At 59.2% G+C, this 26,432-nt stretch carries 20 protein-coding genes; 8 read left to right on the forward strand and 12 right to left on the reverse strand.

The genetic code is table 11. The annotated features are described in order from the left end of the window. Positions 1-54 precede the first annotated feature (54 nt). Positions 55-1,107, reverse strand: a complete 1,053-nt coding sequence (gene queA / locus ACXADQ_RS16130) for a tRNA preQ1(34) S-adenosylmethionine ribosyltransferase-isomerase QueA (RefSeq protein WP_475323110.1) — start codon at positions 1,105-1,107, stop codon at positions 55-57. 5 nt (positions 1,108-1,112) lie between these two features. Continuing rightward, entirely contained in the window at positions 1,113-4,388 is a 3,276-nt protein-coding gene (locus tag ACXADQ_RS16135; RefSeq protein WP_475323114.1) for a YhdP family protein, read from the reverse strand. A gap of 134 nt (positions 4,389-4,522) precedes the next feature. On the opposite strand from ACXADQ_RS16135, the gene ACXADQ_RS16140 reads away from it, so the two are divergent. From ACXADQ_RS16140 to ACXADQ_RS16155, 4 genes are all read left to right on the forward strand, one after another. After that, entirely contained in the window at positions 4,523-4,984 is a 462-nt protein-coding gene (locus ACXADQ_RS16140) for a peroxiredoxin (RefSeq protein ID WP_475323118.1), read from the forward strand. Continuing rightward, entirely contained in the window at positions 4,981-5,811 is an 831-nt protein-coding gene (locus tag ACXADQ_RS16145) for a ferritin-like domain-containing protein (RefSeq protein WP_475323122.1), read from the forward strand. Before ACXADQ_RS16140 ends, ACXADQ_RS16145 begins: the two co-directional genes overlap by 4 nt. Before the next feature lie 168 nt (positions 5,812-5,979). Further along, a complete protein-coding gene (locus ACXADQ_RS16150) occupies positions 5,980-7,317 on the forward strand; it encodes a DUF5930 domain-containing protein (RefSeq protein WP_475323127.1) in 1,338 nt (445 codons plus the stop codon). Beyond that, on the forward strand, positions 7,307-7,789 hold the full coding sequence (locus ACXADQ_RS16155) for a bactofilin family protein (RefSeq protein WP_475323131.1): 483 nt from the start codon (positions 7,307-7,309) through the stop codon (positions 7,787-7,789). The genes ACXADQ_RS16150 and ACXADQ_RS16155 overlap by 11 nt, the downstream gene beginning before the upstream one ends. Positions 7,790-7,883: 94 nt before the next feature. On the opposite strand, the gene ACXADQ_RS16160 is transcribed toward ACXADQ_RS16155, so the two are convergent. From ACXADQ_RS16160 to ACXADQ_RS16190, 7 genes are all read right to left on the reverse strand, one after another. Then, the gene (locus ACXADQ_RS16160; RefSeq protein WP_475323135.1) at positions 7,884-8,738 is read right to left on the reverse strand and encodes a fumarylacetoacetate hydrolase family protein; all 855 of its coding nucleotides are present in this window, start codon (positions 8,736-8,738) and stop codon (positions 7,884-7,886) included. A 20-nt stretch (positions 8,739-8,758) separates the two neighbouring features. Continuing rightward, positions 8,759-9,895 (reverse strand): L-lactate dehydrogenase, encoded by a 1,137-nt coding sequence (locus ACXADQ_RS16165; RefSeq protein WP_475323139.1) that lies wholly within the window; start codon positions 9,893-9,895, stop codon positions 8,759-8,761. A gap of 15 nt (positions 9,896-9,910) precedes the next feature. Continuing rightward, positions 9,911-10,609: a 3,4-dihydroxy-2-butanone-4-phosphate synthase gene (gene ribB, locus ACXADQ_RS16170; RefSeq protein WP_475323143.1), complete on the reverse strand. Its 699-nt coding sequence runs from the start codon at positions 10,607-10,609 to the stop codon at positions 9,911-9,913. Between the two features lie 10 nt (positions 10,610-10,619). Further along, positions 10,620-11,108: a flavin reductase family protein gene (locus tag ACXADQ_RS16175; protein WP_475323147.1), complete on the reverse strand. Its 489-nt coding sequence runs from the start codon at positions 11,106-11,108 to the stop codon at positions 10,620-10,622. 83 nt (positions 11,109-11,191) lie between these two features. Next, on the reverse strand, positions 11,192-12,343 hold the full coding sequence (locus ACXADQ_RS16180; RefSeq protein WP_475323151.1) for an LLM class flavin-dependent oxidoreductase: 1,152 nt from the start codon (positions 12,341-12,343) through the stop codon (positions 11,192-11,194). Between the two features lie 31 nt (positions 12,344-12,374). Next, the gene (locus ACXADQ_RS16185) at positions 12,375-13,103 is read right to left on the reverse strand and encodes a DJ-1/PfpI family protein (protein ID WP_475323155.1); all 729 of its coding nucleotides are present in this window, start codon (positions 13,101-13,103) and stop codon (positions 12,375-12,377) included. Positions 13,104-13,132: 29 nt separating this feature from the next. Continuing rightward, positions 13,133-14,827: an AMP-binding protein gene (locus tag ACXADQ_RS16190; RefSeq protein ID WP_475323159.1), complete on the reverse strand. Its 1,695-nt coding sequence runs from the start codon at positions 14,825-14,827 to the stop codon at positions 13,133-13,135. Positions 14,828-14,940: 113 nt separating this feature from the next. Here ACXADQ_RS16190 and ACXADQ_RS16195 point away from each other — a divergent pair, with 113 nt between their 5' ends. Beyond that, entirely contained in the window at positions 14,941-15,621 is a 681-nt protein-coding gene (locus tag ACXADQ_RS16195; RefSeq protein WP_475323163.1) for a GntR family transcriptional regulator, read from the forward strand. 41 nt (positions 15,622-15,662) lie between these two features. On the opposite strand, the gene ACXADQ_RS16200 is transcribed toward ACXADQ_RS16195, so the two are convergent. Genes ACXADQ_RS16200 through ACXADQ_RS16210 form a run of 3 tightly spaced genes read right to left on the reverse strand, consistent with a single transcriptional unit; the run spans position 15,663 to position 19,479 of the window. Beyond that, positions 15,663-17,483 (reverse strand): flavin-containing monooxygenase, encoded by a 1,821-nt coding sequence (locus ACXADQ_RS16200; protein WP_475323165.1) that lies wholly within the window; start codon positions 17,481-17,483, stop codon positions 15,663-15,665. A 13-nt stretch (positions 17,484-17,496) separates the two neighbouring features. Then, on the reverse strand, positions 17,497-18,648 hold the full coding sequence (locus tag ACXADQ_RS16205) for a serine hydrolase domain-containing protein (protein WP_475323169.1): 1,152 nt from the start codon (positions 18,646-18,648) through the stop codon (positions 17,497-17,499). Positions 18,649-18,678: 30 nt separating this feature from the next. Next, positions 18,679-19,479, reverse strand: a complete 801-nt coding sequence (locus ACXADQ_RS16210) for an SDR family NAD(P)-dependent oxidoreductase (protein ID WP_475323172.1) — start codon at positions 19,477-19,479, stop codon at positions 18,679-18,681. A gap of 198 nt (positions 19,480-19,677) precedes the next feature. Between ACXADQ_RS16210 and ACXADQ_RS16215 the strand changes: the two genes are divergently transcribed. The 3 genes from ACXADQ_RS16215 (at position 19,678) to ACXADQ_RS16225 (ending at position 26,402) form a co-directional block, all read left to right on the forward strand. Then, positions 19,678-22,272 (forward strand): helix-turn-helix transcriptional regulator, encoded by a 2,595-nt coding sequence (locus tag ACXADQ_RS16215; protein ID WP_475323176.1) that lies wholly within the window; start codon positions 19,678-19,680, stop codon positions 22,270-22,272. Positions 22,273-22,531: 259 nt separating this feature from the next. Further along, the gene (locus tag ACXADQ_RS16220; protein WP_475323180.1) at positions 22,532-22,849 is read left to right on the forward strand and encodes a hypothetical protein; all 318 of its coding nucleotides are present in this window, start codon (positions 22,532-22,534) and stop codon (positions 22,847-22,849) included. Next, positions 22,836-26,402: a calcium-binding protein gene (locus ACXADQ_RS16225; RefSeq protein ID WP_475323184.1), complete on the forward strand. Its 3,567-nt coding sequence runs from the start codon at positions 22,836-22,838 to the stop codon at positions 26,400-26,402. Before ACXADQ_RS16220 ends, ACXADQ_RS16225 begins: the two co-directional genes overlap by 14 nt. The last annotated feature ends 30 nt before the right edge of the window (positions 26,403-26,432 follow it).

Genomic DNA, 26,432 nt, shown 5'->3' on the forward strand with positions numbered 1-26,432 from the left:
ATTTACCTGCGTATTCGCGACATGGTCTGTTCTGTTCGCGACCTCGCGCGAAATTTAACGCGTCGGAAACAGGATCGAGGCATCGCCGTAGGAAAAGAACCGGTACTTATCGGCGATGGCGTGATCATAGATCGCGCGCACCCGGTCCGCCCCCATCAGCGCCGAGACCAGCATCATCAACGTGGATTTGGGCAGATGGAAATTGGTCATCAACGCATCGGCCACGTGGAATTCAAAGCCCGGATAGATGAAGATATCCGTTTCGCCGCGCCAGGGTTCAATCTGACCGCTGCGCCCCGCGCTTTCGATCAGCCGCAGCGCCGTGGTGCCCACAGGGATCACCCGCCCGCCTGCGGCCTTGGTGGCGGCGATGTCGCGCGCGGCCTCTTCGGATACCTCGCCCCACTCGGCATGCATCTTGTGAGTGGTCACATCCTCGACCTTGACGGGCAGAAAGGTGCCCGCGCCCACATGCAGGGTGACAAAGGTCAACTCGACCCCAATTTCGCGGATTTTCTGCAACAAGGGCTCGTCAAAATGCAGGCTGGCCGTTGGCGCCGCCACCGCGCCCGAGGCCCGCGCCCAGACCGTTTGATAATCGGTCTTGTCCTGCGCGTCCGCCGCGCGTTTGGCCGCAATATACGGCGGCAGGGGCATTGCGCCGGCCTGCGCCAAAGCCGCGTCGAAATCCTCGCCCGTCAGGTTGAAGGACAACACGCCCTGCCCGGCCTCTTTGGCCTCGAGCCGCGCGGTCAGATCGTCGGAGAACACGATCTCTTCGCCTTCGCGGATTTTTTTCAGCGGTTTCAGCAGGGCCGCCCACTGCCCATCCGGGCGCGGTTCCAGCAAGGTGACCTCGATCCGGGCCTGGGTCAGACCCTCGGCGCCGATACGCGCGCGGGTGCCCGACAGGCGGGCCGGGATCACTTTGGTGTCGTTCAGCACCAGCCGATCCCCGGGTCGCAGCCATTGCGTGATATCGGTCACGCGCGCATCCGTGATCGTGTCGCCCTCTGCCACCAGCAACCGGGCCGAACTGCGCGGCTTGGCGGGCCGCGTCGCGATCAGATCATCGGGCAGGTCAAAATCGAAATCAGAGAGTTTCATAGGCGCTATTCAGTCAGTTTGGGCGGTGGGCGGCGGAATATCTCTCGGAACATGCCGGGTGTAAAGATCGACAACGGGTTGATCCCCACATTCGGATCATCCCCCGGCCCCTTCATGGTAAAGTTGAAGCCCAAGAGCCCCTCGCCCTTGCGGGTGAAAACCGATCCAATCGCATTCACCAAGTACAGCGGCGAGAACACGCCCTGCATATCCATCACCTTGTTTTCCAGGTCATAGATTCCGTCCATGGAAATGCCAATCGAACTGCCGACAGCGCTGGATTTGGTCACGATGACCTGAGTTGGGGTGATGCGGAATTTCGCTTCGACGTCACCGAAATGGATGCCCCCACCGCCCATCTGCTCCAACAGCCCCACGATACTGGCCGCGTTCAACAGGTTCGCCACCGCAGGCGCATCCTTGAGCCAGACTGACTTAATCTTCAGGGCGCCGTCATAGCTGTGATCGCCCACCGGGGTCAGGTTCAGCGTCATATCCCCCTTATCGGCCTTGGACAGCAGGCCGGCGGCCGCCAGCGCCGCTCCGGCATTGGCCGAGGTGATGGTAAAAGCGCTGCGCCCGTTTTGCGGCACCATTTGCCCGGCAATGCTGGCCTTGCCATTGACCACCCCCACGAACCGTCCGGTCATGCCGCCGCGATAGGCTTCGAAATCGCCCTTGAAGCCTGTCAGCGACAGGCTGTCGGTGATCCGTAGCCGATCCAGTTTCACCTGCATCGGCACGACCGAGGATTTACCCGATCCGCCCGAGCCCCCCAGCGTGCCTATATTGCGCAGGTCCAGCCAGCCACCGTTGATTTCAACAGAAGGGGCAACACCCTTGCCGCGCCCTCGTAACGTGATCGGAGCCTCCAGCCAGCCCCCCGCCTTGACGGTCGAGAATGCCGCGCGATCCAGGCCTCCGCCTTGTTTCAGGCGCACGGCTCCAACAGCATTCAGGCCCCTTGCCTTTAGCGACAGGCGCTCGATTTCAGGGACCTTACCCAAAGTCCCGGCGATCTCGAATTCAGCCGTGCGCTCTTGGGACAGTCGCCACCCCAATTCCCGAATGCGCAGCCCAAGGCCCGCCAAGCGACTGCTGCCCGTGAACCTGGGGGGCTGTCCCTTTTCCAGGTCAACGGCAAATTTTGCTGTCGCCGCGCCAGACACAGAGCCCGGTGGCAGGGTAATGTTGAATTCGTCCAGAAAGTCCTGAGACACGGTCGTCGTGCCTTCGACCCGGCTAATTTTGTTCGGATTGTCCTTGATGGGCGAGACCCAGTGCCCGTCAAACGCTACCTGCCCCACGCGACCGCGCCCCGAAACCAGCACACGGTCGTTTGTGGCGCTGACATCCAGATGCGGTGCGACGAAAACCTTTTCGGGGATCAGCTTGGTGCTGCGCACGTTTTCCAGACCGGCAGAGATGTCATAGCGCACTTCGGATCTTGGCAGCTTCTTCTTCAGGCGCAAAAAGATCGAGCCCTGCGCGCGCGCGCGTCCATCCGCGATGGTGACCGGGCGTTCGGCCTTGGTCATCACTTCAAGCGGCTTTTGATTCAGCAAAGACAGCGCCGCCGTAATCGTGCTGGATGTGTTCAGCCGCACTTCGGCGGGCGGGCCCTTGATGCGCACGTCTTCGATGATCAGGCTGGTGCCCGTCGCGTCGATCTGACCGCCTTCGGGGGCTGTGACCGTCCCCTGTTCCGCCGTCACCACGAACCGCGTTCCCAAAAGCTCGGCCCGGCCGGCCGCGTTTTTCAGAGGCGGCATGTATTTCAGAAACCGGATATCGCCCTCTTTGAATTCGGTCGACAGATAGACATTGGGTTTGCGCCCCTGCTGCGCGCGCAAAGCGATCTGGGTGTTGGTCAGCATCAGCGCGTTGATATTTTCGGAGACCCAAGTTCGGGTCTTGGGCTTTAGAGCTTCGGGCCAGAAGGCCATAACGGTTGACTCACTCAGCTCCGCGACCTGCCCGTTCAGCGCAAGGTTCCACCCGTCATCATCCGCCAGCATCTTACCGTCCAGCACCAGAACATGCCCGTCCTTGGACAGGCTAAGCTCGCCCAGGGTCAGCTCGAAGGGATTCAGATCCAGGCGAAAGGTCATCATGGTCTGATCCACACTTACGGGCTCGGGATACAGGTTGTTGGGATTCACCCGCGCATTGGTCATGGCGAACTGGCCCTGTAGACGCGTTGGCCAGCCGTCCTTGTGCCCCTGTAGCAACGCCTTGCCAGAAGCGGAGCCGCTGAACTGAGCGCTTTGCACCAGCAATTCGTCAAAACGAATGGTCTGCGTTTCTGGATCAAAGGTGAAATAGGTCTGGGCTTTTTCAAACGGAATTGGGCGGGTCTGATCATTGGGCTGCAAGGCGCCTTGTCCGATCTGCAAGGTGCCCGACAACCGACCCAGCTGCCCTTGATCATCCGTCCCCGCACGCAGGGCCCCGCTGATGGGGGCGCGCACCGTATCCAGCCAGGCCAAGGCCCCCACCTGTCCGGCAATATCGTGCGAGGCCATGTCCTCGAAGGCCATGCCAAACCGAGAGTCCAAAGCACCGATCTGGCTTTCATAGTTCAGCTCGACCGTGGTGGCGTAATCATAGCCCCCCAACAGCGCCAGATCCCCCCGCACCCGCAGATCGGCGCCATCGCGATCCAGCACAAAGCGCGCGCCGTCCACCGTCCAGGCGCGCCCGGCCCGCGCATCCTCATAGCGCAGGGTCAGGGCCTCGGCCTCGACATGGGTCAGCGCAGCCAGTTCCGGGGTCAGAAGCAACGCATCCAAACTGGCGATCAGCTCGGCCACACTTGCGGATTCGCTGGTCTGCTCAAAGGTGCCAAAGGACAGATCGAAGGTTCCGTCCACGCGGCGGCGCACATTCACCGTTGCGCCGCTTAGCACCAGCTTGCCCAACAGCAAATCCCCCTGCAACAAGGGCTGAAAAGCCACCCGGGCCTCGAGGTTTGCCAGGCTCAGAACCGGCTGCCCGTCCTCGGTTGAAATCTCGGCATCGCGCAACAGGATACGCGGGCGCCCCCCACGCGGCACAAGCAGCGAAATATCACCAAAACTGATGTCAGATCCGGGCAACGCATCGCTCAGCCTGGCCTCGACCCGTGCGTGCAGCCAGTCCGGCGCTTTGATGGGCTTACCCGCCTGCGCATAAATCACGCCTCCCGCTGTCGCGATCAGCACTCCCACCAGGATCAGCACCCACCACAGCCATCCCCAACGGCGCCGCGGCTTTGCGGGCTCCACTGATTTGGTTGGCATTTGGTCGTTGTTGCTCATCTCTGCCTTGCAGTTGGAACCACCGATGGCGGAACGTGGTCTTTATTCTTTTGTCCGGAGCACTATTACTACACCCAAATCTCTGACGCACCCCCACAGCCCGAAAGGAGCGCAAAATGACCGACGCCAAAACCGCCGCCCCGGATTTCACCCTGCCGCAGGACGGAGGCGATCCGGTAACCCTGTCCGATCTGCGCCCCGCGCCCGTGGTTTTGTTCTTCTATCCCAAGGACAACACCCCCGGCTGCACCACCGAAGCGATCGATTTCACCGCCGCCCTGCCCGAGTTCGAAAAGCTGGGGGTCAAGGTCTTTGGCGTATCCAAGGATTTGCTCGCAAGCCATGCAAAATTCCGTGAGAAAAAAGAGCTGGGCGTGCCGCTGTTGTCAGATGCCGATAGCGACCTGTGCGAACGTCTGGGCGTGTGGCAGGAAAAAAAGATGTACGGCAAAACCTTCTGGGGCATCGTGCGCTCGACCTTCTTGATTGATGGTGAAGGCAACATCGCCCGCGAATGGCGCAAGGTGAAGGTCAAAGGCCATGTGGACGAGGTTCTGGAGGCCGCGCGCGCCCTATGACCAAGACCCTGACGGAAATGGCGGTCGAGGTTCTGACCACTGCCGATGGGCGCGAAAAAACCGCCCTGTCCCATAAACACGCCGCCACGTGGTTTGCCGCGCGGGACGCGGGAGAGCCAATCCCGGTGGGCACCGCCAACCCGCCGCTACGCCCCGCGCGTCCTGCGAAACCTGAATTGCTGGACCCGCGCGATGTGCCGCGCCGCCGCCCCGGCTCCATTCAGGGGCGTACGGCGATCCTGCATGCGGTGGCTCATATCGAGCTGAACGCCGTAGACCTGCACTGGGACATCGTTGCGCGCTTTGGTCATGTGCCCATGCCGTTGGGGTTTTACGACGACTGGGTGAAATCGGCCGACGAGGAATCCAAGCACTATAATCTGGTGTGCGACTGTCTGGAGGCCATGGGCAGCCACTATGGCGCCCTGCCCGCTCATGCGGGCATGTGGCGCGCCGCCGAGGACACAGAGGAAGACATTCTGGGTCGTTTGGCCGTGGTGCCCATGGTGCTGGAAGCGCGCGGTCTGGACGTCACGCCCGGCATGATCAAGATCTTCCAGAACGCCAAACAAGACGACGTGGTCGAGGCGCTGAACGTGATCTATGCCGAAGAGGTTGGCCATGTGGCCTATGGCTCGAAATGGTTCCATTTCCTGTGTGGACGCTATGACAAGGACCCCAAACAGGTGTTCCACGAGCTTGTCCGCAAATACTTCCACGGCCCTCTGAAGCCCCCGTTCAACGAAGAAAAACGCGCCGAGGCCGGACTGCCCCCGGATTTCTACTGGCCGCTTTCCGAGGAAACACCCCCGGCCTATGCCCGCTGATCTCGGCAGGTTTTTGCCGGGGCGGCGGGTTTTCACCGCTCAGAAGTTGCCAAAAGGTTAAATTCCTTGCCCTCCAAGGGCTTCGCCGCTAAGCCATTCCCCGGTGCAGGCTGGCATCAGACCAAAAGGCCGCACCGGGACTTGGGGATGAAAAGTAAGGACAGTCAGGTGAGAACACGTCTGGCAATCAAATTCGACGCGCTGATGGAAAAGGTCTTTCCCGAGCGGCGCGTTTTTCTGCGATCGGATACCGACACGCGTTTCATACGCCTGCGTCCGGTCACTCAGCTGATCGGATTTACCGGATCGGCCGCCCTGGTGGCCTGGGCCATCGTCGCGACTGCCGTTTTGTTGATGGATTCGATCGGATCAGGCAATTTCCGCGAACAAGCGAAACGCGACCGGGCGACCTATGAAACCCGGCTGAACATTCTGGCCGACGAGCGCGACACCCGCGCCAAAGAGGCCCTGGCCGCGCAGGATCGCTTTAGCAAAGCGCTGGAGCAGATCTCGGTGATGCAATCCCAGCTGCTGGAATCCGAAACCCGCCGGCGCGAGCTGGAAACCGGAATCGAGGTGATCCAGACCACCCTGCGCCGCACCATGCAGGAACGCGACAGCGCCCGCACGCAAATGACCGAGCTGCAAACGCAGATTGATAACAGCGAAAATGGCTCGGCAATGGCCAGCGCCTCGCCGGTCGTGTCCGAAACCATGGATTTCCTGGTCGCCGCCCTGGGGGACACGGCTGTTGAACGGGACCAGATCATTGCCGATGCTCAGGGGGCGCTGACCCGCGCCGAGGAACTGACGCGCGAGTTGCGCTTGCTGGAGGATCAGAACGATCAGATTTTCCGCCAGCTCGAAGATGCGATGGCCGTGTCCGTGCAACCGCTGGACAAGATGTTCCGCGCCGCTGGCATGAACACTGACTCCATCCTGTCGCAGGTCCGTCGCGGCTATGGTGGCCAGGGCGGCCCTCTGATGCCGCTGTCGTTCTCGACCCGTGGCGAAGACCACCATCCCGACATGGACCGCGCCAACCGTCTGCTGCAACAGATGGACCAGCTGAACATGTATCGCATCGCCGCCGAGGGCGCGCCGTTTGCGATCCCGGTGCACCGCGCCTATCGTTTCACCAGCGGTTTCGGCTTTCGCCGCGACCCCAAGACCGGCGGACGCCGCATGCATAACGGCGTCGATTTCGCCGGCCCGGTTGGCACGCCCTTGCACGCCACCGCGGATGGCGTCATCAGCCATGCCGGATGGTCTTCGGGCTATGGAAGGCTGGTAAAAATCAAGCACGCGTTCGGAATCGAGACCCGATATGCCCATTTGTCGAAAATTATCGTGAAAGAAGGGCAAAAGGTATCGCGCGGGCAACGCATTGGTGATATGGGAGCCTCCGGGCGCGTTACTGGTCCCCATCTTCACTACGAAGTGAGAGTGGACGGCAAAGCCGTCAATCCGATGATCTTTATCAAGGCAGCACGAGATGTTTTCTAAGAGCAAAATCAACGAACCCGCCCCCAAGGCCACTGAAACCGCGAAACCGGCTGCCCCCGAGGCACCCGCGGCAGCCCCCAAGACCGATTTCAAAGCGTCGGCCCCCAAGGCGAAACCCCCGGCGTCGATCCTGTCCTCGGATCTGACCATCACCGGCAATCTGAAAACCACCGGCGACATCCAGGTCGAAGGCACGGTCGAAGGCGACATCCGTGCCCATCTGCTGACCGTTGGCGAAAGCGCCACCATCAAGGGCGAAGTGATCGCGGATGATGTGGTTGTGAACGGTCGCGTCGTGGGCCGCGTGCGCGGCCTGAAGGTGCGCCTGACCTCGACCGCCCGCGTCGAAGGCGACATCATCCACAAAACCATCGCGATCGAAAGCGGTGCGCATTTCGAAGGCTCGGTGCAGCGTCAGGACGATCCGCTGACCACCAAGGCGTCCAAACCGGCACCCAAAGCCGAAGGCTAAGCCACGCTTTCGCCCGAACGAAGAAACGCCCCATGCCGGGGCGTTTTTTTTGGCGAATGTATGGGACCACGCCACCGGTTCGACGCCCGAATGCCTATTGGGGCTCACCTTTTTGGACGGTCTGTTCTTGGACGCCCAGCCCTGTGATGCCAAGCCTGACGCTGTCCCCGTCATTTAGGAATTTGGGCGGCGTAAAGCCCACACCGACCCCTGCCGGGGTGCCAGTGGCAATGAAATCCCCGGCTTCAAGCGTCGTCACATGGCTGCAGGCGCTGATGATCTGGGCGACCGAGAAAATCATCAGCCGGGTATTGGCGTCCTGACGCCGCTCGCCGTTGACCTCCAGCCAGATATCCAGGTTTTGCGGGTCGGGGATTTCATCGGCGGTGACCAGCCAGGGGCCGATCGGGCCGAAAGTGTCAAAGCCCTTGCCTTTGCCCCATTGTCCGCTGCCAAGTTCAAGCTGCTGTTCGCGTTCCGAGACATCGTTGCACAAGGCATAGCCCAGCACATGGTCCAGCGCATTTTCGACACTGACATTCTTGGCGCGCTTGCCGATCATCACCCCCAGCTCGACCTCGTAATCCATTTTCACGGACCCGGCCGGACGGATCGTGTTGTCATTGGGCCCGCAGATACAGCCAAGCCACTTGGAAAACAGAATAGGAGAGTCCGGGCTGGGCAGGTTCGCCTCGGCTGCGTGGTCATGATAGTTCAGCCCCACCCCCAGATACTGACGAATGCCCGCCATCGGCGCTCCGAGCCGCGCATCTTCTGGCGCCACGGGCAATGTCGAGACATCGATACCCCGCAGGGCGGCCAGCCCATCAGGCCCCAGCTGATCCGGCGTCAGATCAGGGATCACCGAGGATAAATCACGAATATTCCCATCTGCATCTACTATGCCTGGGGTCTCGGCGCCCAGAGCGCCAAATCGAACAAGTTTCATCGTATTCCTTTCCGAGATTCTTATGCGCGCGCATCGCTGGCCTGGGCTAAGGACGTGACCCCGCTCAGGGCCATTGCGACCTCTAGTTCCTGCTTCATCAGGGCCAGCAGCTGACTGACCCCCCGGTGTCCTTCGGCACCCAAAGCAAATGCCCAGGCTTTGCCGATCAGCGCGGCATCCGCCCCCAGGGACAGGGCTTTCAAAATGTCCGTGCCGGACTGTATGCCGCCGTCCATCAGGACCGGTACGCGCCTGTCCACCGTTTCGACAATTCGGGGCAATGCGGCGATGCTGGACTGCACCCCGTCCATCTGTCGCCCTCCGTGGTTGGATACGATGATACCGTCCGCCCCTTCCTTGACCGCTTGGGCCGCGTCACGCGGGTCCAGGATACCTTTGAGAAGGATCGGGCCCTCCCAATGGCGGCGCAGCCAGGCCAGGTTGTCCCAGGTGATCTTTGGTTCATAGTTGCGTGCCGCCCAGGCAAAGAAATCACCCACCTTTTGGGCGTCCGGGATTCCACGGGCAAAGTTGCCAAAACTGTGCGGTCCCCCCCGCAGCAGGACATCCGCGGCCCAGGCCGGATGGCGGAGCACATCCAGAACGCGCTTTGACGCTCGTTTCAGGCCGGGCGCGCCGGCAAGACCCGTGTGAAAATCGCGGGGACGCAGGGACGGCACCGGCAGGTCGACGGTAAAAATCAGGGCCGGGCTGCCGATGTTCTTGGCCCAGCCCAGCAGCTCGGTCATATAGCCCGTGTCTTTGATCATATAGAGCTGGAACCAAGGGGGGACGCCGCTGGCCTGTGTCACCTCGTCCAAATCGCAAATCGATACGCTGGACAGACAAAACGGGACACCGGCGGTTTTAGCCGCCCGCGCAGCCTGACCCTCGCCGCGTCTGGCATACATCCCGGCCAGCCCGACCGGACCCAGCAACAGCGGCATGGACAGATCCTGGCCAAACAGGCTTGTCGCGGTCGAAATCTCGGACACGTCGGTCATCACCCGCTGGGACAGCGCAATCTGTCTCAGGTCATCCCGATTGCGGTGCAGGGTCTCTTCGGAAAACGAGCCCCCATCGATATAGTCGAACATCATCCGAGGCAGGCGCCGTTTGGCGGCGGCTCGAAAGTCGTCAAAAGTTACGCAAGTCATGCTTTGTGGACCCAACTAGCACATGGCCGACAGCCAAAGATCCGCCGGAGCCCGGTCAGAGGCCTGATCGGCGAGGGGCTGCGCAAGATCCGGCAGATCCTCGGCGCCAAGCCCTTTGCGATAGTCGACAAGATCCGCAATGGTGATCAATGGCAGCTTGTGACGGCGGGCAAAGGGGATCAGGTCGGGCAGACGCGCCATCGTCCCGTCATCCTTGGCAATCTCGCAGATCACTCCGGCTGGCGCACAACCAGCAAGGCGCGCCAGATCGACGGCGGCTTCGGTGTGGCCATTGCGCGCCAACACACCCCGCGGATTGGCCCGCAGAGGAAAGATGTGGCCGGGGCGCGCGAAATCTTTGGCGCAGGCATACCGGTCGATCAGAAGCTGGATCGTCGTCGCGCGATCCTCGGCCGAAATCCCAGTCGTGATTCCGCGCGCCGCATCTACCGAAACAGTAAACGCCGTTTGCAACGCCTCGGAGTTCCGGGGCACCATCTGCGGAATATCCAAAAGCTCCAGGCGCTCGGGGGCCATGGGCACGCAGATCAGACCGCGGGCCTCGCGCATCATAAAGGCGATATGGGCGTTGGTCACATGCTGGGCGGCCATGACGATATCGCCCTCGTTCTCGCGATCTTCATCATCGACCACGACAATCATCCGGCCCTTGGCGACTGCGTTCAACGCCGTTTCAATGCTTGAGAATGTCATTCTGGTGCCCTCAGGTTAATGCGACCGAGCGGGCCAACCCGCCGTTTTCATAGAGCAACGGGCGAATTTCCTCGGCCACCTCGCCGTGGGTCAACCGGCCAATACACACCGTATGCCCGGCGTATTCAAAGCTTTGGGCAATGTCACAAAACAGGCTGGCCTGCGCGCCCAGAAGATGCGGAATGCCCTCTTTGGTCATGGTCCAGTTGCCGTGCAGGAAACGGTCCTGCCCTTTCACCTTGCCACTGAAGGGCGCAATGATATCGGCGTGATCCGTTGGCAGGATATTCACCCCGAATTTGCGGGTCCGCATCAGGGGGCCGTGCATGCTTGCGGTATGGGCCACCGAAATCAGCAAGCTGGGCGGCGTCACCCCAAGCGAACAGACAGCCGTGACAACCATACCGTATTTCTGTCCGCCTTCGCCCGTGGTGATGACAGAGACGGCGGCTGTCAGTCGGCGCATCGCCAGTTTAAAGACATCAACGTGATCAGTCATGCGAGCCTCTTGAGATATAGGGAAATTGCCGCGCAAGAGCGCAAGGGTTTCTTGCGCGGCAGTCTTTCGTCACTGATCGCAGATCAGGACGGGGAGAAAGGATTGCGCAGACCGGCTTGCTCCAGCAACGGCATCACCTCGGCGTTGAAGCGATTCATACCGTCGGTGTAATCCGCCCAGTTCAGCGCCAGGCCATCAATGCCTGCGTCCGACAACAGCTTGATCCGCTCGGCAATGGTTTCGGCGGTCCCGACCAGCGGGAAGCCCGCATAGCCCGCTTTCAGATGTTGCAAAAACGCGTTCCAATGCTCGGGCGGCATGATTTCGGAGTTGAGCCCCAGATGTTTGGCCGCGTTCAGCGCCGCCTCTTCATCCCCCATTTCCATGGTGTAGTGATCCAGATAGGCCTGCGCCTCTTCATCCGTATCACGCTGGACAACATAGGCGGGCGACCACAGCTGCAATTCACGCCCATGTTCATTGCGCGCGCGGTCCCGGTACCCCTGAACCATCGCCTTGTTGGCTTCCCAGTTGAAGTGATCCGTGAACACGATATAGCCCAAATCCGCATTCTTCGCGATAAAGGCCTGACCCCGTTCCGATCCACCGGCATTCAGCACAGGGGGATAATCATTCTGGATCGGCTTGGGCATCGCAAAGGCTTCTTCGATCTGGAAATACTTTCCATCGTGCTTAAAGCTGTCTTCGGTCCACAACCGGCGCACGATCTCGAACCATTCCTCGGCATAGTCATAGCGTTCGTCGTGCTCCATGAAGGGCACATCAAACATTTCCAGCTCGGGGTGGAACCAGCCGCAGACGATGTTCAGCGCATAGCGCCCGCCCGAGATATGATCGATCGTGGCGGCCTGTTTGGCCGCAAAAACCGGGTGAGTGGTCTGCACATGGCTGGTGGTCACCAGGGTGATATGCTCGGTCACCGAGGCCAGTCCGGCCGCCCAGGTATAGGTTTCAAAATTCCGGCCATTGAAGTTGTTCTCGCCGCCGATCCCCTTCCAACGGGCCACCGGCACCAGAACCTCATACCCCGCCTGATCCGCCTGTTGGGCGATTTGCTTGGTTTTCTCCCAGCTCAACTTCAGCCGTTCGTCGACCAGGGTCATCGCGCAGCCGCTGTCGACGTTGATGCCGAACAGTCCCAGCTTCATTTTGTTGTCGTTGAAGATCGCATTCGTCTTCTTGCGGTCAATGCCCGCATCCAAAGGATAGTCCATATTTTCCTCCCCTTTGCCAGTCAGGCAAAGCTCAGTTCAAGCGTTCGACGATGGCGTCGACGAATTGCGGAATGTCATAGATAAAGCGGCTGGTGATGACGTTTTCATCGACCACCACGGGCTCGTCCAAGACCTCGGCGCCGGCGTTGGTCATGTCCTCCCAGATGTTCCAATAGCCGGTGCATTTGCGCTCGTTCAGCAGGCCCGCGCTTTGGAAAACCTGGGTCCCATGGCACAGCGCGCCGGTGGGTTTTCCGGTGGCCTGAAAATCACGCAGATATTGCAGCACGGCTTCGTTCACCCGCAGCTGGTCGGGGTTCCATGCCCCACCCGGCACGATCAGCGCGTCATAGTCATCGACCGAGATTTCCTCGACCCGGGCATCCACCGGCAGCCAGCCGGAATTCTGCATGAACTGCACGGCCAACACATGGGTCTTGGCCACTTCGGGCCATTGCACGCCAAAGGCCTCAGGGTAGTCGATGAAATTCGGCGACACGATATCGACGGTTGCGCCCCGATCTTCGAACCACTTTTTAGGGATCGAGATCTCGGCTTCTTCGGCGCCGTGGGTGATGATGATGGCGATTTTCTTGCCAGCGTAGCGCTCTGCATTCTCGGGCGCATCAGACATGAACGCATACAGGTGCTCGTTCCCCGGAGCCGTCGCCAGCAGGTGCAGGTTCACCTTTGGGATGTTTGGATAATTGTCGTATTCATGAAGTAGCGTGACCACTTCGCGTGCGGATTGTTCAGCCATTGTTTTCTCCTCTGAAACATTGGTTTGCGTTAGAGTGCAGGAGCCTGCGCCAGGTCGTCCTCCATCTGGCGCTGCATGAGATATTTTTGGGGTTTGCCCGTGACGGTCATCGGAAAGGCGTCCGTCAATCGGATATAAGTCGGGACCTTGAAATGCGCGATCTGGTCCTTGCAAAAGGCGCGCACGGCGTCTTCGGTCAGGGTGGGATCCGAGGGGATGATCCAGGCGCAGACGATCTCGCCATAGTGGTCATCCGCGATGCCAAAGACCTGGGCCTGTGCAATGCCGGGATGGGTGAACAGAAAGTCCTCGATCTCGCGCGGATAGACGTTTTCTCCGCCGCGGATGATCATGTCCTTCACACGACCCGTGATATCGCAATAGCCCTCGGCGTCGATGACAGCGATATCGCCCGTGTGCATCCAGCCATCGACAATGCTTTCGGCGGTTTTTTCGGGATCGTTCCAATAGCCCTGCATGACCGAATAGCCCTTGGTCAGCAGCTCGCCTTTCTGGCCAACAGGCAAGGTTTCGCCGTCTTCGCCAATCACCCGACACTCCAGATGCGGCTGGATGCGCCCAACCGTTGCACAGCGCTTGTCCAGCGGGTCATCCACATCGGACTGAAAGGACACAGGCGCAGTTTCCGTCATGCCGTAGGCGATGGTCACCTCAGTCATGTTCATGCGGGATTGTACCTGCTTCATCACCTCGACCGGGCAGCTGGCCCCCGCCATGATGCCGGTGCGCAGGTAGCTCAGATTGTGAAGGTCAAGATTGTCCAGCGCTAGCTCGGCCACGAACATTGTCGGCACCCCATACAGTGCTGTGCAGCGCTCGTCCGAGACCGCCTGCATGGTCTGAGCGGGGTCAAATCCTTCGCCGGGGATCACCATGGTGGCGCCTTTGGTCACACAGCCCAGCGTGCCCATGGACATGCCAAAACAGTGATAGAAAGGCACCGGTATGCACAGCCGATCCTGGGCGCTCAGATTGATGCTGCTTGTCACCTGATCGGCATTGTTGACGATGTTGCGGTGGGTCAGGCAGGCGCCTTTGGGGCTGCCCGTCGTGCCCGAGGTAAACTGGATATTGATCGGATCGTTGTTGTCCAGGGTGGCGGTGATCGCGTCCAGATCCCCGGTGGGCACCGAGCTGCCCATGTCCAACACGTCATCAAAGCTAAAGATCCCGGGCGCGGGCTTGGGGCTGATCTGCACAATGCGCTTCAGATGCGGCAGCTTTGACAGGGTCAGTTCACCGGCCGGGCACGAGGCGATTTCAGGCGTCAGCCGGTGCAGCATGTCGACATAGGCCGACGTCTTGAACGAGATCGCGGTGATCAGCGTGCTGCATTCGACCTTGTTCAGCGCATATTCCAGCTCGTGGACCCGATAGGCCGGGTTCACACAGACCAAAATGGCGCCGATGCGGGCAGTGGCAAACTGCGTCAGCAACCAGGCCGAGTTGTTCGGGGACCAGATGCCGACACGATCCCCGGGCTTGACCCCGAGCTTCACCAGCCCACCCGCCAGCCGATCCACCTCGGCTGCGAACTCGGCATAGGACCAGCGAATGCCCTCGGCACAGAACACTGCCGCATCATTGTCAGGATGCAACGTGGCGGTCAGATGCAGCTGGGCGGGAACTGTCAGCTCGATCAAAGGAGCGTCTGTCGCCCCAACAACATGCGAGGTCCCATCGATAGGAAGTCTTGGCTGCATTCGTGTCTCCTCCGTCACAGATCAACCTGAGAATCGACATTATTCAATAAAATATATTTTGCAAAGCTAAATTATTTTTTGTCATCTGAAAAAATTTCTGACATGCTGCTGAGATGAACAAAGAGATCAAACACAAGAGCCGGACGGCGCAGTCCTATGAGGACCTGCGCGAGGCGGTCGTCAGCGCCCAATACCCCCCCGGCACCAAGCTTTTCATTGACCAGATCGGTCGCGAGCTTGGCGTAAGTGCGGGCGCCGTACGCGAGGCCCTGTCGCGGCTTTCGGCCGATGGGCTGGTTGTTGCAAAGCCTCAAAAGGGATTTGTTGTCGCGCCGATTTCCCGCAAGGACCTGATCGATCTGACGGCCGTGCGGGTCTCGGTGGAATCGCAATGCCTGGCCCTGTCCATCGAAAACGGCGATCTTGCCTGGGAGGGCCGCGTTCTGTCGGCGCATCACCAGCTGAAATCGCTTGGCCACGCCTACCGCGATGGTTCGAGCCCCGAGGCCCAGCAATGGCACACATGTCACAACGCGTTTCATGATCAGATCACCTCGGCTTGCGAAAATCTTTGGTGGCAGCGACTGCGAAAACAGCTCTATATCCAGTCCGAGCGGTATCGCCGTCTTTCAGCGCCAGCTGATCACCAGCAAAGAGACACGGTTGGAGAACACGCGGCGATTGCAGATGCGGTTTTGGCACGGGACAGCGCGAAAGCCGTCAGTCTGATGAAAGACCACCTAGAACGCACGACGGATGTCTTGTTGGAAACCGACCTGCCCTTCGAAGACTAGACCCGTGAATTGGGGCCCCGCTTTTGCAGGGCCCGTTCCGTTTATGCAGCTTTGCCAAAGCTCAGGCCTTCGAACCGGCCATTGGCTTTCCAGCTTTCCATCATGGCAAAGAACGCACGCGGTCCATCCGGGCTGCCACTCAGCGAGGCAATACGCGGATCGGTTTCCCCCTCGTGCGACAACAGCCCCGGTGTGCAATCTGACGTGTCCGGCACGGGCGGAGCGGTCGCGATGATGGTGCTCCAGGCGGCCTCGTCCTCGGCCTTGGCCTCGACACGGTCGTGACCTTGGGCCTGCATATGCCCAACAACGGTGGCGATGGTCTGTCCACACTTCTGCCAGCCGACGGAAATTGCAGGAATAAAGTCCGCACCCTGTGCCAGCTGCACCACGAACATGTTGGGGAACCCGTTCACATGCATTCCGTGCAACGAGCGCAGACCGTCCTTCCAGTGGTCCTGCAATCTACGCCCATCCGCACCGATCACAGGAAAGTTCACCGCATTGGTGGCCCCTTTGGCAAAGGTATAGCCCGAGGCATAGATGATCACATCGACCTCGTATTCGATACCGTTGGCCACGATGCCTTTTTCGGTGATTTCTGTGACGCCCTGCCCATCGGTATCGATCAGATGCGTGTTGGGCCGGTTGAAGGATGGCAAAAAGTCATCGTTGAATGTGGGCCGTTTACACAGTGGCCGGTACCAGGGCTTAAGCTTGGCCGCGGTTTCCGGATCATGGACCAGTTGATCGACCATTGCGTGCACCATGGCGACGGTATCAACATCGGCGCGCTCGATCGAGGCCATGATGTTCTCGGGGGTCATTTGATCCGGCGGAACCGCCTGGATGGCCGTTTTCATCGCCTCGGCAAAGGTCGAGAACACATCCTGCAACAGGTTGGGCACCGGCGCCATGCGGAAGGGTTGTCCCCACATGCCTGACCAATTCAACACATAGTTTTTCTGCCATTCTTCCTGCCAACCCGGCTTGGCGATGGATTTGAACCATTCGGGGTCGAAATCCTCGTTCCCGCGCGGCCACACGGCCGAGGGCGTGCGCTGAAACACGAATGTTTCGCGGGCATTCTCGGCCACGGGGCCCACGATCTGAATGGCCGTCGCACCGGTGCCGATCACGGCGACTTTCTTGTCCCGCAGGTTGGGCAGGTCGCGACTTCCTGGCTCGCCACCGGTATAGTCATAGTCCCAGCGCGCCGCGTGGAAGCTTTTGCCCTTGAACGTTTCAACACCCTTGATGCCCGGCAGTTTCGGCGTCGACAGGAACCCAAGCCCCATCGAGAAATAGTCACTGGTGAAAACATCGCCCCGGTTGGTCTTGATCAGCCAATGTTGCTTGGCTTCGATCCATTCGGCGCTTGTCACTTCGGTGTGGAAAAGCGCCTTGTCATACAGATCGAAATGTTTGGCGATCTTTTGAATCTGATCCAGGATTTCAGGCTGATAGACGTATTTCATCGTCGGGACATGCCCGGTTTCTTCGAGATACGGCAGATACATAAGCGCCGGGCTGTCACACATCAGACCCGGATAGCGGTTCCAATACCAGACACCGCCGAAATCACCGGCACGGTCGATGATGCGCACATCCTTGATGCCCGCCTTGGCCAATTCAGCGCCGCATGTCAGGCCTGCCCAACCCGCACCGACAAAGGTGAATTTCACGTGATCCATGACGGGCGCGCGGTCTTCGTACTCGGTCCAGGGATCTTGGGCCATTTCGCCGGAAACTTCGACATACTGGCCCATGCCGTCGGCCTTCATGCGCTTTTCACGTTCCAGCGCAAATTTCGAGCGGGCCTGGTCCAGGTCCATCGAGGGGGGAATCTGTTGATCAGTCATTGTGTATTCCTTCTCAGGCGGCCGCTGCACGCGACTGGATGTCGTTGAACAGCGTGTAGTAGGCGATGGAATTAGGGCTGCCGAACACAACGGGCTCCATCTTGTTCATGGTGTAGGCAAACGTTGTCTGGCGTTCGCGATCTGCGGCCATCAGGCTGCCGCCTGCACCGGCGCTAAAGGCGATGTCGCGGGCCGGGATGAATTGCCCCATGCCGGATTTGGCCTGCGGGACACCCAGGCCCCAGCTCACATCCATACCCAGCACAAGGTCCATGCCCTCGATGCGTGGCGTGCACATTTTGTCCAGCGTTTCTTGGCTGAACAGCCGCTTGCCCTGCGCCTCGCCGCCCTGCGCCAGAACCGACTGGATTTGCGCGATCGAGCGGGCGTTCCCATGGCCGTTGGCCGCACCCACCTCGGCCGAGCGCCAGGCAATCGAGTTCACGGGCATCGGCATCGGGATCGGGCTGGTGAAGCCTTTGAACGCGATTGTATCTGCGGGCGGCATGGGCGGTGGGGCACCGATCGCAAAGGTCATCGCAGCGCGCAGGTGATCCTTCAGCGGCAGCCCGATATGGAAATCCGTCCCCAAAGGTTCGGCCACCTCGGTACGGAAAAACGCACCAAGCGTCTGTCCGGTGATGCGTTCGATGATCGCGCCGACAAGATGGCCCAGGCTCATCAGGTGATAGCCGCTCATCGTGCCCGGCTGCCACCAAGGCGCTTGCGCGGCCAGCAGGTCGGTCGAGTATTCCAGGTCGCACAGGTCGATCATATCGACGGGCGTTTCCCATCCGGCCAGACCCGAGGAATGGGTCAGGATTTGCGCTACGGTGATGTCGGCCTTGCCGTTCTGGGCAAATTCGGGCCAGTAGTGGGCCACCTTCTGGTCCGGGTCCAGCGCACCGCGATCCATCAGGATTGCGGCGCAGATCGCCGTCATTGTCTTGGTGATGGACCAGGTGTTGACCAGCGTGTTTTCGGTCCAGGGGTGCATCCCCATCGGATCGGCAAAACCGCCCCACAGATCGACGACAAGCTCGCCGTTTTCGATGATCGCCAGCGAGGCACCGTGCTCTTCTCCGCTGGCAAGGCGGCGATCAAACTCGGCGCGCAATTCCGCGTATTTGGGGCTGCAACTGCCCTGTGATGTCATCTCGGACATGATGATTTCCTTTTGATTTTAAGGCCTTGGTTAAGGGGCGAGATTCGCAAAGCCGCATTCCACGATGTGGGAACCGCCATCGACCGTCAGCACCGAGCCCGTCATGAAGGCGGCGTCGTCAGAGGCCAGAAAGGCGATGGCGGCCGCGATTTCCGACGGCTGGCCAAAGCGCCCCAGCGGCATGAATTTGACCAGACGGTCGTAGGCCTCTTGTTTGTCGTAGCCCAACCCACCTTTGAGCATCTGAAACAGCGTGTCTGTCAGAGGGGTTTCCACCAGGCCGGGGCAAACCGCATTGCAGCGAATGCCTTCGCGCCCATAGTCAACGGCAAGCGAGCGGTTCATGGCCAGCAGGCCGGTTTTGGCCGTGGTGTAGGCAATGTTCTGGCCCGCAGCCATCAAACCACCCAGCGATGACACCAGCACAATGGCCCCGCCACCGCGGGCGCGCATGGCTGGCATGGCGGCCTTGGCCGCTTTGAAGGCGCCGTCCAGATGCAGGTCCAGGGTGGACTTCCAGACATCGTATTCGATGGCCTCAAGCCCGCCCATGATCGGCGTTCCGGCAGCCGGAATCAGCACGTCCAGCCCGCCAAAAAACTCTTGGGCAACGCCAACCGCCTGCTCCAGCAGATCGGCGTCCAGCGCGTTGCCGACCAGGGCCTTGCCTTTCAAGGCAGCGGCTGTCTCGTGTACTTTGTCGCTCAGGTCCAGCAGGACCACCTTTCCACCTTCCGCAACGATACGCTGGGCCGTCGCCGCCCCGATTCCGGTGGCCGCACCGGTGATCAAAGCGACCTTGCCGTCGAAACGGTTGTTCATCGAACTCATTCAGTCCTCCCTGTTTTGCCATGTGCCGCTGGCCTCTCCTCGGCGCGGCACGTTTGCGAAACTGGGCAGATTCGCAGATGCAAACATCCCCCCCGCAATGGGGGGGTGGGGGGATTTCGCCCCAACATTTCTTGCAATCAGCCTCGACCTCGTTTCTTCTGTCGACGTTGGAGAGCGCGCATGCGCCAGGGAGGAAACATGAAGTGGCCTAAGGCCATGGAGCTGCGCGCGGCACCGCCGTCAGCCGGGCGGTCTGCGCTGACTCGCGACCGTCTGTCGCTCAGACATTTCTCTGTCCCGGGGACGCGCCTGATCGACGTCAGCGCCCCTCAGGGCTATGGGCGCACCCAACTTCTGAGCCAGTGGTATCACGAGGCAGCCCAGCAAAAGACACCGGTCATCTGGCTGAGCATGGCCGAACTGGAAACCACGCATCGCTTTGCGGAAAGCCTGGCATTGGCGACCTATCGCGCCGCGGGCGCGCTGGTCGATTTGGCCTTTGTTGACTGGGTTTTTGAAACAACCGATCCGCTAGAGGCCCTGACCGGCTGGGTCGTAGAAATGCAGCAGCTTCAGATTGATTGCGTGTTGCTTCTGGATGACGCGGATCTGGCCGACAGCGCCGTCATCGAAGAGGGCCTGGCCTTCGTGTTGGCCAATACGCCTGCGCATCTGATGGTCGGGCTTTCGACCCGCCCGGGCCATCCGATCTTTCGCCTGCCCGCCTTTTTTGGGACGCCCCTGGTGCGCATCACCGCCAACGAGCTGCGTTTTAGTCTGGGGGAAACCACCGAACTGATCGAACAGGCCCTGCCCGGGCGCGAGACCATAAACCTGCCCGCCCGGGTTCAGGCCATGACCGATGGCTGGCCCTTGGGCGTGCAGCTTGCCTTGTCCTCCGAGATTGAAAATGGGATCGCGCGCGGGCGGGAAACCTCTGTTGAGCTGGCCTTGGGGCACTATTTCAACGAGAACATCCTCAGCCGCCAACCCCCGGATGTGGTGCGGATGCTGACCAGCCTGGCCTATCTGGATCCGATTTGCCAGGATCTTGCCCAGGCCGTGGCGGGGCCGGATGCGCCGGTCCGACAGCTCGAGCGCATTGCAGGTTCCTTGCCGCTGTTGGTTTATTCCGGCGAAGGGTCCTGGTTCAACATCCACCCGGGCTTTCGGGGGATGCTGCAAGATCTGCAAAAGTCCTGGCCCCTAGAGACCCAACAAGCCTGTGCGCGCGCCGCGTTCGACTGGTATCGCGCCAATGATCTTCTGGAGGAGGCCGCCCAGCAAGCGCGCCGGATCGGCGATACAAAAACCGCCCTTGATCTGGCCGAGAAGGCCGTGCGCGAAATGATTGTTCACGGGCGACCCGCCGAGGTGGTGCGCTGGATAGAAACCCTGCCCGAGGCTGACCTGATGACCCGTCGCGGCTTTTGGTATTCGGGGGCTTGGGCCTATGCCAACACAAACCGCCCCGAAAAGGCCAAGCCCTTGCTGAACGCGATGCAGGCTAATCCTGGCCCTGACATCATTGATCAATACGAAGCCGATCTGGTTCAGGCGGCGCTTGCGCTGTATTCGGATGCGCTTGATCTGCTGGAAGGTTTTGTCGCGAAATGGCCGACGGTCCCGGCTTCGGTCGGGCCGGATGAGGCGCGCATTCATACAGCTATTACAGTTATTTATCAGCAGCTTAGTGGCGTCGACGTGACATCGCGAATACCGCAGTCTGATGCCGATATTGCTGATTCAACTCCGGTTGTTGCCGCCTTTCTTCATGCCATCCGCGCCAAGGATTTGCTGAACGATGGCAAGCCGAAATTGGCGCAAGACGTCCTGCGCCGGGCCATTGATCAGGTCACCTCGGTGCTGGACCGACGCAATTTCGCGGTCTCGATGCTGCAAGCGCAGCTGGCCTTTGTTTTGACCGAACTCGGAGAATATCAGGCGGCGCGCACCCTGCTTTTGGGGCGCCTTCCCTTTGTGGAAGAAGTCCCCCTGCCAGACGCCTTGATCTATGGCTATATCGCGGCCGCCAGATTGTCAGAGGCTGGCAATCAGCTGGATCTGGCCGAGGTACAGCTGACCGGGTTGATCGCCTTGGGTCGGGCCCGGCACCTGCCGCGCGTCATCGCCAGTGGCTTTGCCGAGCAGATTTCCCTACATAACCGCAATGGCCAAACCCTACAGGCGCGCCAAGCCTATGACGCGTTTGAGGCCTTCGAGACGACGCTGTCCAACGACACGCCCGCGCGAATACACGATTTTGTGCGCCTAAAGGCCAATCTTGCGCGGGCTGAATTGGTTGGCAAAGAGGATGCAGGATCGCGCTTGCAGGCCGCTCGCCACGCACAGGGGCTGGCCACGGATTTGAACCTTAAGATTGATCGGTTGAAAGCACAGGCCTTGGCCGGACAGGCCCTGATGGCCCACGATCCCGAAAGAGGCGCACATGAAATCGCCGAAATCATCAAAAACGCCAAGGCCTGGGGACTGACGCCGCTTGCCACGTCGATCGAACAGGGCACGGTGTCAGAGGACAAAGAAGATGCGCAGATGGCGCCCCATGCCCCGGTTCAGACCGAGCGCGGCGCGCGAAAAACCGATCTGTTAACCCAACGCGAGTTCGACATCCTCTGCAACCTTGCTGCACATCTAAGCAACAAAGAAATCGCGCTATCTCTGGGGCTGAGCGACGAAACTGTGAAGTGGCATCTGAAGAACCTTTTCCGCAAACTTGACGCCTCGGATCGCAAAGTGGCCGTCGTGCGCGGCAGAATGCTGGGCATCATTTGAGCGCAAACCCGCCTTAACCCTTGCACTTGCATGGCACACTCAGGCGGGAAGCGTAAGTTCGCTGCAGTCGGCGCAAATGGCGCCTTTGTGCAGAAAACCCCCTTTGCAAAGTCAGGTCATGAAAGCCCATTCACACGTCTCGACAATGGACCATTCCTCCAAATCTGGTATAGCTTTCCTAAACCGACTACAATTGGATATCTCTGATAGGCTGCAACCAAGGTAATTGAGTAAAAAGCCACTATAGTTAGGAATTTTGATGAGTACCCCAGTCGAAAATTTAATTCAGGGGACGATTGGCCAAGATACGCCAATTGGAACCCCTGGGAATGACAGAATAGAGCCGTCATATGGCGCAGATTTGATCGAGGCGGGGGGCGGCGACGATCGCATCGTGCTGGCTCATCAGGGCTATACAATTATTGGGCCCAAGAGAATTTCGGGTGGTGATGGCGTCGACACCGTCGAATTTAGCCCTGAGAGTGTATACCCCTCTGAACTCTTATGGAGTTTCATCTTCATCCGACTCTGTCGTCAAAGTGGTCTACGGCGGATCCGAGCACGTGGTCATAGATGATGTGGAATTTATTGCTTTTTCAGACAGGACCTTGTCGTATCAACACTTTGCCGCGCGATCGGGTGCTGTCCTTTCGGACACTTTCATTACGCTGTCCGATGGTCAGGATGTATTCGAAAGATCAGGGTACTCCGGGAACAAAGAAATTGTTTTCGGCTGGGATGGTGACGATACAATTTCAGGAACCTCAAGCAGCACCATCGTCGGTGGCGCTGGAAACGACCTGTTGGACATCCCATGGGGTGGGGAGATCTATGGTGGAGCAGGAAACGACACACTTCGATCCAGCAGTATTTCCACGAGTGTAATCTTGGACGGAGGAGCTGGCGACGATCTGATCGAGATAGAGCACCTCTGGTCTGAATACGTAGAAAACTCCACAAATGGAATCATAGGCGGTTCCGGTGACGACACTCTCTCCACCGGGGTACACAGCCTCGATGTTCTGGTTGAAGTTCATTCCAATGGTCTGGACCTGCATTTCGGAAAGATGATCGTAACTTTGACCTCGGATCTGGAATATGTGGCGTTCGAGGACCAGGTACTGTCCTATTCGGATCTGGCCGCCCGCGCAGGGCTGGCGACGCGAGTCATCACGATTGCCGGCACTGATGCCAATGACAACATATCGCTTGGGAACGGACGGCATCTTGTTACAGCCGGAGCTGGCGACAATTCCATTTTCCGGGGATGGGAAGGCGACACGATACTGGGCGAAGCAGGAAATGATACGCTGAAGGGTGGGACGCTTGACGGTGGCGATGGCGACGATGAACTGATTGGTACTTATGGAAACGACTTGCTGCTGGGCGGAGCTCAGAACGACAGCCTAGAAGGTAAGGATGGCGATGACACCCTGAAGGGTGAAAGTGGCAACGATACCCTGATCGGTGGTGACGGAATCGATCTGCTTGAAGGCGGCGACGGGAATGACGTGCTGAAAGCATCTGACCTCAGGTTTGAGAGGGTCTCCAGAGGTGATGTGAACCAGCCCGGAGACACGTTGTTGGGCGGGGACGGCAATGATTGGATCACAGGAGCGGCCGGGCAAGTAAGCCTGTCTGGAGGTTCAGGGGATGACACGCTGTTTCTGGCGCAGGGCAACATCGGCAACGGGGGCGATGGGGACGATCACATTCGCGCAGTAAGTGGCGCGTCGAGCGTATTTGGGGGCAACGGTGACGACACGCTCAGCCTGCTAGAGAGAAACGGGGCCTCGTGGACTTCGCGAGGTGGATATGGGGTCTCACCCACATTGAGCGGATACGAGATCGCGACAGCTTCTTACAGCGGATTAGTAACCACATTTGTATCAAATGATGTTGAGTTTTTGCAACTCGACAATGAAATCGTCGCGCTTTCCAAATTTTCTTCCACCGCTCTTGGATCGACGACCTCCGATCTCCTTTGGGCGCAGGACGGCGCCCAGATACTCTTCGGGTTTAGCGGGAACGATACGCTAATTGGCGATGCCAGAGATAACGAACTCTTCGGTGCGAATGGGGATGACAGTCTCGTTGGTGGCGATGGCAATGACACGCTGCACAGCGGGGTAGGTTCTGACTTGCTGATCGGCGGAGACGGAGACGACCTTTTGATATCCAAAGGGGACAGTTTCTATCGAAGTGGAAATCAAACGCTGGTCGGCGGAGACGGACACGACACCGCCTACATCGCGGGTTTAACCACCGCAAACTATTCATTTGCGGTGTCGGTCACGGCGGACGGTATCTTGGTTGGCAATCGGGGGCATTGGACCACGAACCTTATTCTTATCTCGCATGACATCGAAGTCATTCGTTTTGACGACGCAAATACCGGGTTCACGGAACTCAGTTATGCGGAATTGGCCGAAAAGGACGGTCAAAACAGCGAATTTTTCGTGAATCTCGGATTTCCGACGAAAAGTCCTACAGGCACGCCCGGCGAGGACACAATCATAGGCACATCTGCAGATGAAACGCTGATTGGGTTCGACGGGGACGACCTTCTGCACGGATACGAAGGAAACGATCGCCTAGAGGGGGGCGACGGAAACGACACCCTGCGCGGCGGCGAAGGCAACAATCAGCTTATCGGCGGGCCTGGGAACAATTCTTTAGTGAGCGAGTCAGCCAGCGATATTATATACGGCGGAAGTGGGAACGACCTGATTTCAATTAGGGGCGGAATGATCGACGCTGGAACCGGCCACGATCACATTCGGGCATTTACAGGCTCCTTACGGTATGATGACATTGCAGTTGTCGATTTGGGTGCTGGAAATGACCGGTTCCAGTTTTCCTATTTCGGAAGCGCGTTCATTGCGGGTGGGCCTGGACGCGACCAGGTGCAAATCTGGCGCAACCTCATCAAAAGTGTCGACATATATTCGACAGACGAGGCAATCTATGTACTTGCGCCCATCTGGCTTGGTCGACTTCAGGACGATGTAGAATTCATTGCCTTTAGCGACAAAACTTTCAGCTACGCCGGACTAAGTGGGCGCGACCCGGTACTGCGCAGTGAGGTTGCCGGAAACGAGTCTTCACTTGTCGTCGGAACCGCCGCTGCAGAGGTTCTTGCGGTTCCCGGGGAAAACACAACCCTCCGCGGCGGCGGGGGTGACGATGTCTTAATTGGAGTGGGTGATGCAGCCCGGCTGGAAGGAGGGACAGGCAACGACCGGTTGCATGGCCTGGACGATAGCAACAAATTGTTCGGAGGCGCGGGAAACGACACGCTTTCCGGGTATGGCCAGATGGCCGGGGGTGTCGGGGACGACCTTTATTTCGGCGTCAGCCCGGTGGATATCAAGGAACGACCTGGCGGTGGAACGGATACAGTTCTGGCTGAATTCAGTTTGGACATACGCCATGTCGCCATCGAGATTGTCAGGTTGGGTGGCGACGATAATGCTCGCGTTTTGGCCAACGGGTTGGACAATCTCATTTTCGGGAATATGGGTGACAATTACATCGCTGCGGGAAGAGGCGAGGATACAGTGCTCGGCCTTCAAGGGGATGATATCTACGAAATCGTCAGTCCCTACGACACCGTGATCGAGGGGCATGATGCGGGTTTCGACACGATCATTACCGAGGTCTCCCTGTCTCTTGCCGCACATGTCGAAAGGCTCGTTGCGGGAACGTCGGGCAACATGAAATTGATTGGCAACGGATTGGATAATCGCATCATCGGAAATGATGACAACAATGTCCTGATTGGACGAGAAGGTAGCGATACACTGGTCGGCGGCGATGGGGCGGACCAATTTGTGCTGGATCGAACGCCGGGGCCCTCTAATCTGGACGTGATCGAAGATTTCGACGCCAGAGATGACACGCTTGTTCTGAAGTCGGGCTTGTTTGGACTGCCCAGTGGTATACTTGACGCTCAGAGGTTCGTAGTAGGAAATACCGCGCTTGACGCAAATGACCGGTTCATTCTGAATGATGGTATCCTCCTGTTTGATGACGACGGGGCGGGCGCCAATCCGGCGAAGCCGCTTGTCGTTTTCAACCCGATAAATAGTGGGATTGAAATCGATGCCAGTGACATTCTCCTAGTGTGACGGGATTGGAAATATGCTGCGTCAATCGTC

This window comes from Thalassovita sp. ABM4_323 (assembly GCF_056158665.1).

What these genes read in the sequence shown, in the direction of transcription:
- queA (WP_475323110.1), bottom strand. Translation starts at nt 1,107, where the DNA reads ATGAAACTCTCTGATTTCGATTTTGACCTGCCCGATGATCTGATCGCG.
- ACXADQ_RS16135 (WP_475323114.1), bottom strand. Translation starts at nt 4,388, where the DNA reads ATGCCAACCAAATCAGTGGAGCCCGCAAAGCCGCGGCGCCGTTGGGGA.
- ACXADQ_RS16140 (WP_475323118.1), top strand. Translation starts at nt 4,523, where the DNA reads ATGACCGACGCCAAAACCGCCGCCCCGGATTTCACCCTGCCGCAGGAC.
- ACXADQ_RS16145 (WP_475323122.1), top strand. Translation starts at nt 4,981, where the DNA reads ATGACCAAGACCCTGACGGAAATGGCGGTCGAGGTTCTGACCACTGCC.
- ACXADQ_RS16155 (WP_475323131.1), top strand. Translation starts at nt 7,307, where the DNA reads ATGTTTTCTAAGAGCAAAATCAACGAACCCGCCCCCAAGGCCACTGAA.
- ACXADQ_RS16160 (WP_475323135.1), bottom strand. Translation starts at nt 8,738, where the DNA reads ATGAAACTTGTTCGATTTGGCGCTCTGGGCGCCGAGACCCCAGGCATA.
- ACXADQ_RS16165 (WP_475323139.1), bottom strand. Translation starts at nt 9,895, where the DNA reads ATGACTTGCGTAACTTTTGACGACTTTCGAGCCGCCGCCAAACGGCGC.
- ribB (WP_475323143.1), bottom strand. Translation starts at nt 10,609, where the DNA reads ATGACATTCTCAAGCATTGAAACGGCGTTGAACGCAGTCGCCAAGGGC.
- ACXADQ_RS16175 (WP_475323147.1), bottom strand. Translation starts at nt 11,108, where the DNA reads ATGACTGATCACGTTGATGTCTTTAAACTGGCGATGCGCCGACTGACA.
- ACXADQ_RS16180 (WP_475323151.1), bottom strand. Translation starts at nt 12,343, where the DNA reads ATGGACTATCCTTTGGATGCGGGCATTGACCGCAAGAAGACGAATGCG.
- ACXADQ_RS16185 (WP_475323155.1), bottom strand. Translation starts at nt 13,103, where the DNA reads ATGGCTGAACAATCCGCACGCGAAGTGGTCACGCTACTTCATGAATAC.
- ACXADQ_RS16190 (WP_475323159.1), bottom strand. Translation starts at nt 14,827, where the DNA reads ATGCAGCCAAGACTTCCTATCGATGGGACCTCGCATGTTGTTGGGGCG.
- ACXADQ_RS16195 (WP_475323163.1), top strand. Translation starts at nt 14,941, where the DNA reads ATGAACAAAGAGATCAAACACAAGAGCCGGACGGCGCAGTCCTATGAG.
- ACXADQ_RS16200 (WP_475323165.1), bottom strand. Translation starts at nt 17,483, where the DNA reads ATGACTGATCAACAGATTCCCCCCTCGATGGACCTGGACCAGGCCCGC.
- ACXADQ_RS16205 (WP_475323169.1), bottom strand. Translation starts at nt 18,648, where the DNA reads ATGTCCGAGATGACATCACAGGGCAGTTGCAGCCCCAAATACGCGGAA.
- ACXADQ_RS16210 (WP_475323172.1), bottom strand. Translation starts at nt 19,479, where the DNA reads ATGAGTTCGATGAACAACCGTTTCGACGGCAAGGTCGCTTTGATCACC.
- ACXADQ_RS16215 (WP_475323176.1), top strand. Translation starts at nt 19,678, where the DNA reads ATGAAGTGGCCTAAGGCCATGGAGCTGCGCGCGGCACCGCCGTCAGCC.
- ACXADQ_RS16220 (WP_475323180.1), top strand. Translation starts at nt 22,532, where the DNA reads ATGAGTACCCCAGTCGAAAATTTAATTCAGGGGACGATTGGCCAAGAT.